The organism is Promicromonospora sp. AC04 (genome assembly GCF_003058225.1).
Taxonomy (GTDB): domain Bacteria; phylum Actinomycetota; class Actinomycetes; order Actinomycetales; family Cellulomonadaceae; genus Promicromonospora.
Genome location: NZ_QBUG01000004.1, coordinates 420,731 through 434,329, shown reverse-complemented (window position 1 = coordinate 434,329; position 13,599 = coordinate 420,731). Strand labels below are relative to the sequence as shown.

14 protein-coding genes are annotated in these 13,599 nt (G+C 71.0%); 12 read left to right on the top strand and 2 right to left on the bottom strand.

What is annotated here, in order from left to right; translation table 11 throughout:
• Window positions 1-61 precede the first annotated feature (61 nt).
• From C8K30_RS13565 to C8K30_RS13510, 12 genes are all read left to right on the top strand, one after another.
• Complete coding sequence (locus C8K30_RS13565) at window positions 62-1,339, top strand: aspartate kinase (protein WP_108493420.1); 1,278 nt, start codon at window positions 62-64, stop codon at window positions 1,337-1,339.
• A 1-nt stretch (window position 1,340) separates the two neighbouring features.
• Window positions 1,341-2,441 carry an aspartate-semialdehyde dehydrogenase gene (locus tag C8K30_RS13560; protein ID WP_108493419.1) on the top strand — a complete coding sequence of 367 codons (1,101 nt, stop codon included), beginning with the start codon at window positions 1,341-1,343 and terminating at the stop codon, window positions 2,439-2,441.
• A 195-nt stretch (window positions 2,442-2,636) separates the two neighbouring features.
• Window positions 2,637-3,029, top strand: coding sequence for a GntR family transcriptional regulator (locus tag C8K30_RS13555; protein WP_108493418.1), 393 nt, complete (start codon window positions 2,637-2,639; stop codon window positions 3,027-3,029).
• Window positions 3,026-3,973, top strand: a complete 948-nt coding sequence (locus C8K30_RS13550; RefSeq protein ID WP_108493417.1) for an ATP-binding cassette domain-containing protein — start codon at window positions 3,026-3,028, stop codon at window positions 3,971-3,973. Before C8K30_RS13555 ends, C8K30_RS13550 begins: the two co-directional genes overlap by 4 nt.
• Window positions 3,970-4,761, top strand: coding sequence for a hypothetical protein (locus C8K30_RS13545; RefSeq protein ID WP_108493416.1), 792 nt, complete (start codon window positions 3,970-3,972; stop codon window positions 4,759-4,761). The genes C8K30_RS13550 and C8K30_RS13545 overlap by 4 nt, the downstream gene beginning before the upstream one ends.
• A gap of 11 nt (window positions 4,762-4,772) precedes the next feature.
• Window positions 4,773-5,579, top strand: a complete 807-nt coding sequence (locus tag C8K30_RS13540) for a hypothetical protein (RefSeq protein ID WP_146197464.1) — start codon at window positions 4,773-4,775, stop codon at window positions 5,577-5,579.
• 18 nt (window positions 5,580-5,597) lie between these two features.
• The gene (locus C8K30_RS13535; protein ID WP_108493414.1) at window positions 5,598-6,581 is read left to right on the top strand and encodes an ABC transporter ATP-binding protein; all 984 of its coding nucleotides are present in this window, start codon (window positions 5,598-5,600) and stop codon (window positions 6,579-6,581) included.
• Window positions 6,578-7,390: an ABC transporter permease gene (locus tag C8K30_RS13530; RefSeq protein WP_108493413.1), complete on the top strand. Its 813-nt coding sequence runs from the start codon at window positions 6,578-6,580 to the stop codon at window positions 7,388-7,390. Before C8K30_RS13535 ends, C8K30_RS13530 begins: the two co-directional genes overlap by 4 nt.
• A gap of 82 nt (window positions 7,391-7,472) precedes the next feature.
• Window positions 7,473-8,204 (top strand): glutamine amidotransferase, encoded by a 732-nt coding sequence (locus C8K30_RS13525; RefSeq protein WP_108493412.1) that lies wholly within the window; start codon window positions 7,473-7,475, stop codon window positions 8,202-8,204.
• Window positions 8,205-8,524: 320 nt separating this feature from the next.
• Window positions 8,525-9,634, top strand: coding sequence for a 3-deoxy-7-phosphoheptulonate synthase (locus C8K30_RS13520; protein ID WP_108493411.1), 1,110 nt, complete (start codon window positions 8,525-8,527; stop codon window positions 9,632-9,634).
• 167 nt (window positions 9,635-9,801) lie between these two features.
• Entirely contained in the window at window positions 9,802-10,446 is a 645-nt protein-coding gene (locus tag C8K30_RS13515) for a hypothetical protein (protein ID WP_108493410.1), read from the top strand.
• On the top strand, window positions 10,443-11,078 hold the full coding sequence (locus tag C8K30_RS13510) for a hypothetical protein (RefSeq protein WP_108493409.1): 636 nt from the start codon (window positions 10,443-10,445) through the stop codon (window positions 11,076-11,078). Before C8K30_RS13515 ends, C8K30_RS13510 begins: the two co-directional genes overlap by 4 nt.
• A 101-nt stretch (window positions 11,079-11,179) precedes the next feature.
• Here the strand turns inward: C8K30_RS13510 and C8K30_RS13505 are convergent, their stop codons facing one another.
• Both C8K30_RS13505 and C8K30_RS30965 read right to left on the bottom strand, forming a co-directional pair.
• Entirely contained in the window at window positions 11,180-12,658 is a 1,479-nt protein-coding gene (locus C8K30_RS13505; RefSeq protein WP_108493408.1) for a sodium:solute symporter family protein, read from the bottom strand.
• A 115-nt stretch (window positions 12,659-12,773) separates the two neighbouring features.
• Entirely contained in the window at window positions 12,774-13,493 is a 720-nt protein-coding gene (locus tag C8K30_RS30965) for a TetR/AcrR family transcriptional regulator (RefSeq protein ID WP_199230472.1), read from the bottom strand.
• Window positions 13,494-13,599 lie beyond the last annotated feature (106 nt).

Sequence of the window (13,599 nt, the reverse complement as noted above, 5' to 3'; positions counted from 1 at the left end):
CAAACCCAACCACCCGGCGGGCCGTTGAGACAGACGGAGGCCGGCAACGGAAGGCAGGCGCATGGCTCTTGTCGTGCAGAAGTACGGCGGATCCTCGGTCGGGGACGCGCGCAGCGTGAAGCGCGTCGCGAAGCGGATCGCCGAGGCGAAGCGAGCGGGCAACGAGGTAGTAGTGGTGGTGAGCGCCATGGGCGACACCACCGACGAGCTCCTCGACCTCGCCCAGCAGATCACCCCGCTCCCGCCCCAGCGGGAGCTCGACATCCTCCTCACCGCGGGCGAGCGCATCTCCATGTCGCTCCTGGCGATGGCGATCAACAACCTGGGCGTGAAGGCCAAGTCCTACACGGGCCAGCAGGCCGGCGTCATCACGGACGCCGTGCACGGGCGGGCGCGGATCGTCGACGTCGTGCCGCACCGCATCCGCGAGACGTTGAACAAGGGGCAGGTCGCGATCGTGGCCGGATTCCAGGGCGTCAACCAGTCCACGAACGACGTCACCACCCTCGGCCGCGGCGGCTCGGACACCACTGCCGTTGCGCTCGCGGCGGGTCTGGACGCCGACGTCTGCGAGATCTACACCGACGTGGACGGCGTGTTCACCGCCGACCCGCGCATCGTCCCCGCCGCCCGGAAGATCGACCGGGTCTCCTACGAGGAGATGCTGGAGCTAGCGGCCTGCGGCGCCAAGGTGCTCGCGCTGCGCAGCGTGGAGTACGCGCGCCGCTACAACGTGCCGGTGCACGTCCGCAGCTCGTTCAGCGCCCACGACGGCACGCGTGTGGTCGCGGCCGACCAGATGTCGAAGGAGAACCCCATGGAAGCCCCCATCATCTCCGGTGTGGCGCACGACCGCTCGGAGTCCAAAATCACCGTGATCGGTGTGCCTGACGTGCCCGGCATGGCCGCCCGCATCTTCGAGGTCGTCGCCGGCGCGGGCGCGAACATCGACATGATCGTGCAGAACGTCTCGGCCGCGGCCACGGGCCTCACCGACATCTCGTTCACGCTGCCCGACGGCGACGGCCCCGCCACCATGGCGGCCCTCACCGCCGTGCAGGGCGAGCTGGCCTTCGACTCGCTGCAGTTCGACGACCAGATCGGCAAGCTGTCGCTGATCGGCGCCGGCATGAAGTCGCACCCTGGCGTCTCGGCGCGGCTCTTCGGCGCGCTGCGCGACGCTGGCATCAACATCGAGATGATCTCCACCTCGGAGATCCGGATCTCCGTGGTGACCCGCGCCGACTCGCTGGACGACGCGGTGCGCGCCGTGCACACCGCGTTCGAGCTCGACGCCTCCGACGGCGAGGCCGTCGTCTACGCGGGAACGGGGCGCTGACATGGTTGCCATCTCTGACCAGGGCGTGCACGTCGCGATCGTCGGCGCCACCGGCCAGGTGGGCGCCGTGATGCGCCGCCTGCTGGCGGAGCGGGACTTCCCCGTGGCCTCGATCCGGTTCTTCGCGTCGGCCCGCTCGGCCGGCACGACCCTCCCGTTCGCCGGGGTGGACGTCCCGGTGGAGGACGTCGCCGCCACCTCGACCGACGACCTCGCCGACATGGACATCGCGCTCTTCTCCGCCGGCGCCGGCACGTCGCGCGAGCACGCGCCCCGGTTCGCGGACGCCGGCGCGCTGGTGGTCGACAACTCGTCGGCGTGGCGGCGCGACCCCGAGGTGCCGCTCGTCGTCTCCGAGGTGAACCCCGACGCGATCGCGGACGCGGTCAAGGGCATCGTGGCCAACCCGAACTGCACCACGATGGCCGCGATGCCGGTGCTCTCGCCGCTGGCCCAGGCGGCGGGGCTGGAGCGGCTGCGCGTGGCGACCTACCAGGCCGTGTCCGGCTCCGGCCTGGCCGGGGTGGACGAGCTGGCCGGGCAGGTGCGCGCCGCCGTCGGGCAGGAGATCGAGGGCCTGGTGCACGACGGCGGCTCGGTCGACCTGCCCGATCCAAAGATCTACGTAGCGCCCATCGCGTTCAACGTGCTGCCGATGGCCGGCAACCTGGTCGACGACGGCTCGGGCGAGACCGACGAGGAGCAGAAGCTCCGCAACGAGTCCCGCAAGATCCTGGGCCTGCCCGACCTGGCCGTGGCGGGCACCTGCGTGCGCGTGCCCGTGTTCACCGGGCACTCGCTGTCGATCCACGCGGAGTTTGCGCGGCCGATCACCCCGGACGAGGCCCGCAAGCTGCTGGCCGACGCCCCCGGCGTCCAGCTCGTCGACGTCCCGACGCCGCTCGCGGCGGCCGGCGTCGACCCATCCCTGGTCGGCCGGATCCGGCAGGACCAGTCGGTCCCGGACGGCCGCGGCCTGGTCCTGTTCGTCAGCAACGACAACCTCCGCAAGGGGGCGGCCCTGAACACGATCCAGATCGCGGAGCTGATAGCCGCCGACCTGGCGGAGCTGGCCACCCTGGACGCCGCCGACGACGCCTGACCCACCACCCGCCACCCCACCCAGCCGCTAGACCCCCGTTGACCATGCGTTTGGTCCGGAACCCACCCAGGGATCCGGCACCAACCGCATGGTCAACTGGCGTTTAGGCCGGGTTCCCACGAAAGCACTTGCGCCCACCCCCACGGCCATGGTTCATTAGTTCAGTAATGAACCCCTGAACGTCAGGACCGAGACATGTTCGACGGCCCCGAGCCCATATACGTGCAGATCGCAACATGGATCCGCGCCCAGGTGCTCTCCGGCGAGCTCGGCGAGGAGGAGCAGGTCATGTCCACCACGCAGTTCGCGACCACCTTCCGGATCAACCCCGCGACGGCCGCCAAGGCCTTCTCCGGGCTGGTCGAGGAGGGCGTGCTCTACAAGCGCCGCGGCCTCGGCATGTTCGTCGCGCCGGGCGCCCGGGAGCGTCTGCTCGACGAGCACCGCAAGCACTACTTCGAGGACGTCCTGGCCCCGGCCCTGCAGCAGGCGGACATCCTCGGGATCCCCACCGACGAGGTCGTCGCGTACGTGCTGGGCAGCAGCGGGAAGCGAAGCGGAGACCGGCGAAACAAGGAGGAGTCATGACGACCGCACCTTTCGGCGCACGGCTGGACGACGTCGTCGTCCAGTTCGGCAGGAGCCGCAGGATGCTGCCGAACGGGACCCTGGTCAAGGACGAGGCCAGCACTGCGCTCGACGGCGCATCGGTCACGATCCGGCCCGGAACCATCACCGGGGTGCTCGGCCGCAACGGTGCCGGCAAGACGACGATGCTCTCGCTGCTGGCGGCGTTCACCCGGCCGACGAGCGGCACCGTCGTCGTCGGGCCGGAGGGCGAGGAGGAGGACCCGTGGGAGAACCCGTGGATCACCTCGGGCACTCAGCTCGTCCGCGAGAGCGGCGACCTGATGAACGACGAGAAGGTCTCGACCTCGCTCAAGTACTACGCGGACATGCGGCCCGACTGGAGCGCCGAGACGGCGGAACGCCTGCTGGACCTGTTCGAGGTGAACGTCCGCAAGAACCCGTCGGCCCTGTCGCGCGGCAAGCGGTCGGCGATCGGGGCCACCATCGGCCTGGCCACGCGCGCGCCGCTGACGATCTTCGACGAGGTGTACCTCGGCATGGACGCGCCCACGCGGTACGCGTTCTACGACGAGCTCCTGGCCGACTACGCGGAGCACCCGCGCACCATCCTGCTCTCCAGCCACCTGGTCGAGGAGGTCGAGCGGCTGTTCGAGGACGTCATCGTCATCGATGGCGGGCGCGTGCTCCTGGCGGAGCCCGCCGACCAGATGCGAGCGCGGGGATTCAGCCTCACGGGGACGAAGGACGCCGTCGAGCGGCTCGCGGACGGACGCCGGGTGCTGCACCGCCAGCAGCTCGGCAACACCGTCCAGGTCACCCTGGAGGGGGCGCTCGGCGACGACGAGCTGGCTGCGGCCCGTGCGGCCGGCGTCGAGGTGGGCGCCGTGCCGGTGCAGGACCTCTTCGTCCGGCTCACCGATCCGCGGAGCGTCCCGTCATGAGCGCCACGACGGCCCGCCCGGTCGCCGCGCGCGCCGGCGGGGACGCGCTGGCCCGCGCGGCCGAGGGGCGCGCCGCTCGGCGGGCGGCCGGTGCCACCATCCGCATCGTCCGCATGATCGGCGCGTGGTACTGGGTGATCTTCGTGATCGTGGCCGTGGCGATCATCGTGGGCAAGGCGCGGCTCGGCTCGGGGCTGGACGAGGGTGTCATCGACGCCCAGATGGGCGGCCCGTCCCGGTGGTTCGTGCTGGTGCTGGGGATGATCATCCCCGCCGCGTACCTGCGCCTGCACGTCGCCGCCGGCGGCACCCGCCGGGCGCTCGTGACCGGGACCGTCCGGGGCGCCCTCGTCGGCGGCGTCATGCTCGGCGTGGTGACCGCGGTCTACCTGGTCGGCGAGCGCGCGTTGTTCGATGCGCTGGGCCAGACCTGGTCGCGTGAGTTCGGGCTGCCGGTGGACGGCTACGCGGGCATCGCGCTGACGATCGTCACCGAGACGCTCGTCGTCGCCACGTACTACCTGGTGGGCGCCGCGATCTCGGCCGGTTACTACCGCTTCGGGATGGTGCTCGGGACGCTCTACGCAGTCCCAGCGCTCGTCCCGGCGGCGCTGGTCGACCTGGCGACGCACACCGGCGTGACGGCCCTCGTCGTCGGTCCGCAGAACCTGCCCGACGGCGGCCCGGGCGTCCTGCTCGGCCTGGCCGGCGGGCTCGCCACGGTCGCGCTGGCGGGCTGGTTGTTCGGCGTGCCGCTGCGCACGATCCTGCTGCGGCCGGCGGTCTGAGGGGGATGACGATGACAACACCGACCATCGAGGAGACCGCGGTGAGCCGTACAGAGCGCGTCCGGGCCCAGCACCGGCGCGGCGTCGCCGGGGTGGACCTGAGGCTGCGCAGGGCGGGCACCACCGTCGGGATCTGGTTCTGGGTCATCTACGTGCTGTACGCCGTCGGGATCAGCGTCGGGAACGCCGCCACGGGCAACGACCTGGCGATCAGTGCCCTCGACGCCACGCTCGGCTCGTCGCGCTGGCCGATGATCTGGCTCGGCATCACCGCCTCGGCCGGCATCCTGGCGCTCCACGTGGCGGCCGGGGGCAGCCGCCGGTCCCTGTTCGGTGGCGTGGTCCGCGGCTCCCTCGTCGTCGGCGCGGGCTTCGGCGTCGTGACCACCCTCGCCCTGCTGGGCGAACGCGTGCTGAGCACGGCGCTCGGGATGACCTGGCGGCGGTTGGGCGCGCTCCCGTTCGATTCGCCCGTGACCGTGCTCGGCACCGCGGTCGCCGAGGGCCTCGTGATCACCACGTACCTGCTGTTCGGGGCGTGCGTCGGGCTGGGCTTCGCCCACTTCCGGGCCTGGGGTGCGCTCCTGATCGTCCCGCTCGCGGTGCCCGTCGTGCTCGTCGACCTCGCGACCCGGACGGGTGTGGTGGGGTCGATCGCCAACGTCGAGCTCCGGCCCGACCTCGAACATGCCGAGGTGCCCGCCTCCGAGGGCCTGATGACCATGCTGCTCGGCCTCGGCGGGGCGACGCTCGCCGTCGTCCTGGCCGCCCTCGCGCTCTACGCCCTGCTCCGCACGGCTCCCGTGCGGCCCAGCTGATCTGACCAAGGAGCTCTCATGACGTCCCCAGTCGTCGAGGTAAGCCACCTCCGCAAGACCTACCCCGGCGCCGGTCGCGGCGCCGCCCCCAAGAACGCGGTAGCCGACGTGTCGTTCCAGGTCGCGCGCGGCGAGATCTTCGGGATCCTCGGCCCCAACGGGGCCGGCAAGACCACCACCGTGGAGTGTGTCGCCGGCCTGCGGGTGCCCGACGGCGGCGCCGTGCGGGTCCTCGGGCACGATCCGCAGACCGACCCGGCGCTGATCCGCGAGCACGTCGGCGTGCAGCTCCAGGAGGCCGCGCTGCACGACAAGATCACCGTCGGCGAGGCGCTCGACGTCTTCGGCTCGTTCTACTCCCGCCGGGCCGACCCGGTCGAGCTCCTGGACCTGCTCGACCTGACCGCGCACCGCGACCAGCAGTTCGCCAAGCTGTCCGGCGGGCAGAAACAGCGGCTGTCCATCGCCCTCGCGCTGGTCGGCAGGCCGCAGGTCGCCATCCTCGACGAGCTCACCACCGGCCTCGACCCGGCCGCGCGCCGCGCGACCTGGGCCCTCGTGGAACGGGTCCGGGACTCCGGGGTCACCGTCCTGCTGGTCACCCACTTCATGGACGAGGCCGAGCGGCTCTGCGACCGGCTCGTCGTGATCGACGGCGGCCGCGTGGTCGCCGGGGGAACGCCGTCGGCCCTGATCGAAGGGCTCGAAGGAGGCCGCGGCGTCCGGCTCCGGTTCGCCGACGACGGCGCCCGCGCGCGTGCCGTCGACGTGCTCACGGCCCTCGCCGAGCGGGACGACGACGTCACCGCCGCCGCGCCGGCAGGCGACGAGATCGAGGTGACCGGCACCCGCAAGGTGCTGTTCGCCGTCGTGCAGGCGCTCGCAGCGGCCGACGTCGTGCCCGACGACGTACGCACCGTCGAGCGCACCCTCGAGGACGTGTTCGTGCAGGTGACCGGTCGTGAGTACCGGGCAGAGGAGAACGAGGAGGTGGCGGCATGAGCGCCGTCGAACGGGTCGTGCCCGCACCCGCGGGCCGAGGCCGCGGGCGCACCCGCGGCTTCGGGAAGCTGCTCGCGACCGAGCTCAAGGTGTGGCTGCGGGACCCGACCGCCGTGTTCTTCGCGCTCGTCTTCCCGAGCATGCTGCTGCTCGGCCTCGGGCTCGCCATCCCCGCGTTCCAGGAACCGATGACCGACGCCCCGCCGCCATGGAACGAGGCGCCCGGCGTCACCAGCTACCTGCCCACCATCATCGCCCTGGCCGTCGGGACCATCTCGCTGACGACCATGCCGGTGCAGTTCGCCACGTTCCGGGAGAAGGGCATCCTGAAGCGGCTGTCGACCACGCCGATGCCGCCGCAGAACCTGATCGGCGCCCACATGGTGATCAACGTGCTCGCGCTGATCGTGTCGGCCGGCGCTGCCGTGGTCGGCGGCATGGTGGTGCTGGGCGTCCCGCTCGCGGCCGACCCGCTGGTCGTGCTCCTCGTCCTCGTGCTCTCGACGACCGCCATGTTCTCGCTCGGGCTGCTCGTCGCCGCGCGGGCCGACAAGGGAACGACGGCGTCCGGCCTGGGGATGCTCATCTACTTCCCGTCCCTGATGTTCTCCGGGGTGTGGGTGCCGCTGTCGATCATGCCCGACTGGATGCGGGAGATCGGGCTGTTCCTTCCGCTCGGTGCGGCGGCCCAGGGGCTGACCATCGGCTGGTTCGGCACCGATGGCTTCCCGCTGGCGCAGGTGCTCGTGCTGGTCGCGTGGACGCTGGTGCTCTTCCCGCTCGGGGTGCGGCTGTTCCGCTGGACGTGACCACCGGGGGACCTGGTGAGATCTGGTGGGGTCTGGTGAGGTCGCCGTTCCGAGAGCGGCTGATCTCACCTACCCTCTTGTCATGAAGCCGTTTCTGCTGCTCGCGACGCGTGCGGAGGACCTCGCCGCGGACGGTGAATACGCGGCGTTCTGCCGGTACGGAGGCCTCGCGCCGGAGCAGCTGCACCGGGTGCGCCTCGAGCGCGACTCGCTGCCGCCGGTGGACCTGGACGACTACTCGGGCGTGGTCGTGGGCGGAGGTCCGTTCAACTCCTCGGACCCCGTGCAGAAGAAGAGCCCGGTGCAGCGGCGCGTCGAGGCGGAGCTCGCGACGCTGCTCGACGAGATAGTGGCCCGCGACTTCCCGTTCCTGGGCGCCTGCTACGGCGTCGGGACACTGGGCGCGCACCAGGGCGCGGTGATCGACCCGACGTTCGCGGAGCCGGTGGGTCCCGTCACGGTGGAGCTCACGCCGGACGCGGCGTCGGACCCGCTGCTGGCGGGACTGCCGCAGGCCTTCCCGGCGTTCGTGGGCCACAAGGAGGCAGTGCGCAAGCTGCCCGACGACGCCGTGCTGCTCGCCTCGTCGGCCGGCTGCCCGGTGCAGATGTTCCGGATCAAGCAGAACCTGTACGCCACGCAGTTCCACCCCGAGCTGGACGTTGCGGGAATCGTGCAGCGGATCATGATCTACCGGGACTACGGCTACTTTCCGTCCGAGGAGGCGGAGCTGGTGAGCGAGCGGTGCGTCGCCGTGACGGTCACCGAGCCGATGCGCATCATGCGGGCGTTCGTGGAGCGTTACGCCCGGTAGCGGGGGTGGCGGGCCCGGTGGCGGTCGGGCGGGAGCTGCGGACTGTGACTGATCGCATCCTGGGATCCAGTGGACAGCCAGCGGGGCTGAGGCTACCGTTTTGGCCGTGGACATCCGTTGGTATTGGCGCTTTACGTCGGCTCCTGGTGGAGCCCGGCGGGCGCGCGCCTGACCAACTTTCCACCCGGAGCCAGGGCCTGGGACGCCGATCGCGTCCAGGCCCTTCGTCTTTACCGAGACGGGCCGCTCCGGACCAGGAGTCGGTGGCGGGCCGTCCGGTTCCTCGAACCAGACCTCGCCTACCAGGAGCCCCGATCCCGATGAGCATCACCCCTGCGGAACCCAGCACCGAGGCAACCGACCTCGGTACCCGCACCTCCGACCTGCGCATTCGTGCCCTCGACCCGCTGCCTGCCCCGCGCAGCCTGCTGGAGTCGATGCCGCTCGGCACCGCCCGCAGCGACCTCGTCACGACGTCCCGCCGCGAGGTGCGCGACGTCCTGACCGGTGAGGACGACCGCCTGCTGACGATCGTCGGCCCGTGCTCGGTGCACGACCCGGTCGCCGCGCTCGACTACGCCGCCCGGCTCGCCCTGCTCCGGCGCGAGCTGTCCGACGACCTCGTCGTCGTCATGCGGGTGTACTTCGAGAAGCCGCGCACCACCGTCGGTTGGAAGGGCCTGATCAACGACCCGCACCTGGACGGCACGCACGACGTGCGCCACGGTCTGAACCTCGCCCGCGAGGTGCTGCTCGGAGTGCTCGACGCCGGGGTGCCCGCGGGGGCCGAGTTCCTCGAGCCCACCAGCCCGCAGTACATCGCCGATGCCGTGACCTGGGGCGCGATCGGCGCCCGCAACGTGGAGTCGCAGGTGCACCGGCAGCTCGCCTCCGGCCTGTCGATGCCCGTCGGGTTCAAGAACGCGACGGACGGCGACGTCCAGATCGCCGTGGACGGCTGCATCACCGCCGCGAGCGAGCACACCTTCTTCGGGGCCGACGGCGAGGGGCGTGCCGCCGCCGTCGAGACCACGGGCAACCCGGACTGCCACGTCATCCTGCGGGGCGGACGCTCCGGCCCCAACTACTCGACCGAGGACGTCGCTGCCGCCCTGCGCGTGGCCCGCACCTCCGGGCTGGGCGGCGCCGTCGAGAACGGCGTGATCGTGGACGCCAGCCACGGCAACTCGGGCAAGGACCACGTGCGCCAGGCCGGCGTCGTGCACGAGATCGCCAACCGCATCGCCGACGGCGAGCGGGGCATCACCGGCCTCATGATGGAGAGCTTCATCGAGGCGGGTGCCCAGAAGCCTGGCCCGCTGTCCGAGCTCACCTACGGCCAGTCGGTCACGGACAAGTGCATGGACTGGGACACCACGGAGGATCTTCTCCGCGACCTGGCGAAGGCAGTCCGCGAGCGGCGCGGCTGAGCCGCCGGGTCGGTTCAACTTCAGTACACGCAGGTCCGCTTCGATCAAGCAGTTACGCATGGATTCAGCCTCACAACCATGCGTAACTGCTTGATCGAAGCGGACCTGCGTGTTTCACCCCACCCTTTCGTGGACGACCGGCGCGTGCCGAACCTAGTGTCCGGCCCATGACCAGCGTCGCAGGGGTGGAGCCGGCGGAAGCCGCGAAGGTCGAGAAGCCGCGGATACGGCGGGTCGGCCGGATCGTGGGCATGGCGGTCGTCCTGTTGCTGGTCGCGGGCGCCGCTGCCTGGCAGGTTGCAGCCCGCACGGCCCAGGTGGAGCTCGGTTCGGCGAGCAACAGCGGAGCTGGCGCTACCCTCCCGGACTGCGTCCCCAGCGACGGTCTCTGGGCGATGTTCGGCACAGACGAGGACGTCGTGCTGGTGCAGACGGTGCGGAACCCGTCACGGTGGCCCATCACGGTGATCAGCCGGGAATCGGAGGTATACCGGTTCGAGCCGATGGCCGACGACTTCCGGGACGACTACTTGTATGTCAAGGATCCGGTAGACGGTGCGCCGGACCCCGCGCAGACCTCCGACCGGGTGGTCATTCCGCCGGACCGTGAGGCGACCATGTGGATCGTCAATCCGCAGGGCGACGTGCCGACGGCCGACGGATGGAGCACCTTCGGCGGCGCGCACGTCACACTGCGCTCGCTCGGCGTAGAGCGCGAGTTCTACCTGCCGCTGCGTGGCACGGTCGCCGTGGGTGGGGCAGACCCCACCGCCGGCCGGCTCGACCGCGCCCTGCAGGAGGCGTGTGCATGACCAGCGTCGAAGCGGTGGACCCGGCCGGAGCCACGGAGGCAGAGCTACCGCGCCGTCGCCGCGGCAGCTGGATTCCCATTGCGGTGATCGTGGCGCTGTTCGTCGGCGTCGCCGCATGGCAGGCCGTTGCGCGCATCGGGCGGATCGAGACAGGCTCGGCCTCGATGGCGGGCGGCCTCGTGCTCCCGGCCTGCATCCCTCATGACGACTTCTGGGCGTCCTTCCACGAAGACGAGGAAGTGGTGGTAGCGCAGACCGTGGACAACCCCTCCCCGTGGCCCGTCACGGTGAGGAGTACTGATCCCGAGGTGTACCGGTTCGAGCCTCTGGACGATGACCCGGTGGACGATATGACCTTCGGGGGCAGCCCCGACGACGGCGTTCCCGACGGGACCGTGCGCTCCGTCGCGATCCCACCGGGGCGGTCGGTCGGGATGTGGATCGTCAACCCGCAGGGCGACACATCCATGGGCCCTTTCGGGTGGCGCTACTTCGACGGTGCACCACTGAGGATCAACTCTCTCGGTCTCGAGCGTGACGTCTACCTGCCGTACCACGGGACGCTCTACGTCGGCGGTTCCCAGGGCAGCGACGAGCTCAGCAGCGCCCTGCAGGAGGCGTGCCAGGGCTGAGCGCCCCCGAGCGGCTTGCTGACTATTGTTCAGCACGCACTTGCTACCAGGATCGGGCCGGATCTGGCAGTAAGTGCGTGCTGAACGACGGTCAGTACAGTTCACGCCACCGCCGGCTCCATCTCCTGCTCGGGCTCGGGTCTCGGCGCCGGGGTCTCCGCAGGCCGCGCCAGCGCCACCGCCACGTACGCCACGATCGAGACGATCGCCCCGTAGATCGTGGGCCAGCCGTCGAACGTCGCGGGGACCAGGTCGTTCGGGATGTACGCGATGTCGTTGGGCACCCCGTAGATGGTGGGCGTGAGCACGAACAGGCCGAACCGCACCACCAGCCCGGTGGCCATCGCGGCGACCGCGGCCGCGGTGCCGCCGCGCTTCCAGAACACGCCGAGCAGGAACGGGACCGCGAGGCAGGCCAGCATCAGGTCGAACGCGAGAGTGAGCAGGATCCCGGTCTGCGCCACGGTCAGGGCGATCACGGTTCCCACGACGACGATCGGCAGCATCGCGAAGCGGGTCCAGCGCAGCAGGGGGTCGTACGTCCCGTCGGCCGGGGCGACGCGGCGCACGCCCAGGATGTTGCGCACCGCCACCGCGGACGTGGCCAGGATCGCGCCGGAGGCCGTAGAGAACGACGCCGCGACGATGCCCGAGAGCACCAGTACGGTCAGCCATACCGGCGCGTGGTCCGAGAGCAGCGTGAAGAGCATCGGTCCGTCGGTGGCGTCGATGCCGATCGCCGCCGAGCCCAGCGCGACCATCGCGAACGCGACGCCGATCGCGGCGGTGCCCGCCGCCGCGGTGAAGCAGGCGCGCCGCGCGATCTGCGGGGTCCGGGCGGAGAAGATGCGCTGCATGAAGTCGATGGCGACGATGTCGCCGATGCCCAGCGAGATCAGCGTGGCCCAGTTGATCGGCGCGCCGACGTCGGTGGAGGTGAGCTGCTCGAGGTCGAACGGCCCCATCCCCTCGGGGACCTGGAAGCCGATGGTCGTACCGAACCAGATCACGAGCGCTGCCGTGGCGACCAGCGTGATGACGATCTGGACGGCCGCGGTGTAGGCGTCGGAGAACATGCCGCCGCCCACGGTGTAGATCAGCACGAGGGTCACGGCCAGCACCACGCCCGCCCAGTACGGCAGCCCGGCGAAGTGCTCCAGGAGGAACCCGCACGCCACGAGGTTGCCGGCCATGAGGATCGCGAACGCGAAGATCATCAGCACCGATGCCGCGACCTCGACGCCGCGTCCGTAGCGGTTCCGGTAGTAGTCGGCGAGCGTGTACAGGCCCATGCCGTTGAGCCGCCGGGCCAGGAACAGGCCCGTCAGCAGCAGGCAGATGGCCAGGCCGAGGGCCAGCGAGGCCCCCGACCAGAAGCCGAACAGCGAGGTCAGGTCGGTGTTCCCGACGGTGGCGTTGGAGTCGACGGCGGCCGCCATGAGCGACGCCCCGACGAGCGGCACGCCGAGGCGGCGCCCGGCGACGAGGTAGTTGGCCGAGTCGCCGTCGACCTTTCGGGCGACGAGTATCCCGATGACGACGACGGCAAGCACCGTCACGCCAATACCTGCGATGATCATGGGTGGCTCCTCGAAAGAGGGCCGCGTGGCGCGCGGCGGTTGGATGGGGTCCGGTAGCAGGACCCATTCACCTCGCCGCGCGTCACACCCGTGTCGCACGTGTGGAACGACTGCGTTAATTCTGTCGGTCGACAGGTTTCTTTGGGCGGGCCTCGTCCGCCAGTGCGGAGCCCGCCTCGCGGGCTCGGGCGACGGCGTCGTCGTCGAGCCCCAGCAGCCGCAGCGCGAGATCCGCATAGCGCTGCCCCGCCTGTGCGGCGTCGAGCTCCGGCTCGTCGCGGCGCCGCAGGATCACGCTCTCCACGAAGGTCAGGACCACCGCGGCGGCGTCGTGCCCGGCGTCGGACCCGACCGCGCCCGAGACCAGCTCGCCGTACGCGGCGCGCAGCTGCTCGCGATGCTCGCGAAAGGCCTCGAACCCTTCCCCGGCCACCTCGGGCAGGAGGTACAGCGCGCCGATGTTGAGGTCGCCCGAGCAGAGCAGCTCGACGTCGAGCCGAGCGAGCGCCCAGAGTCGTACCGCCGGCGCCTCCGGCCGGGCGAGCAGCAGCCGCGCCGACTCGAGCGAGGGCTCGACGGAGTCGAGCAGCAGCCGCTGGAGGATCGCGGACTTGGTCCCGAACCAGTGGTACATCGACGCCTGGCGCACACCGGCGGCGTCGGCGATCGCGCGGGTCGACGTGGCCGTGTAGCCCACCGTGCAGAAGAGGCGCGCCGCCGCGGACAGGAGGTCCGACTCGGTGCCGCGCCCCGTGGGCGAGGCGCCGTCGGCGCGGGGGCGGCCGGGGCGCCGCGGCGCGGGCGTGGCGCCCTGGCGGACGATCGAGGAGGTCACTCGCCTGACGCTACCTGGTGTAACTCAGGATTTACCTCGCCGTGCGCCCGGGGGAAACACGCGGGCGAAAACCTATTCCTGTCATTCGACAGAAACCCATGGAGAA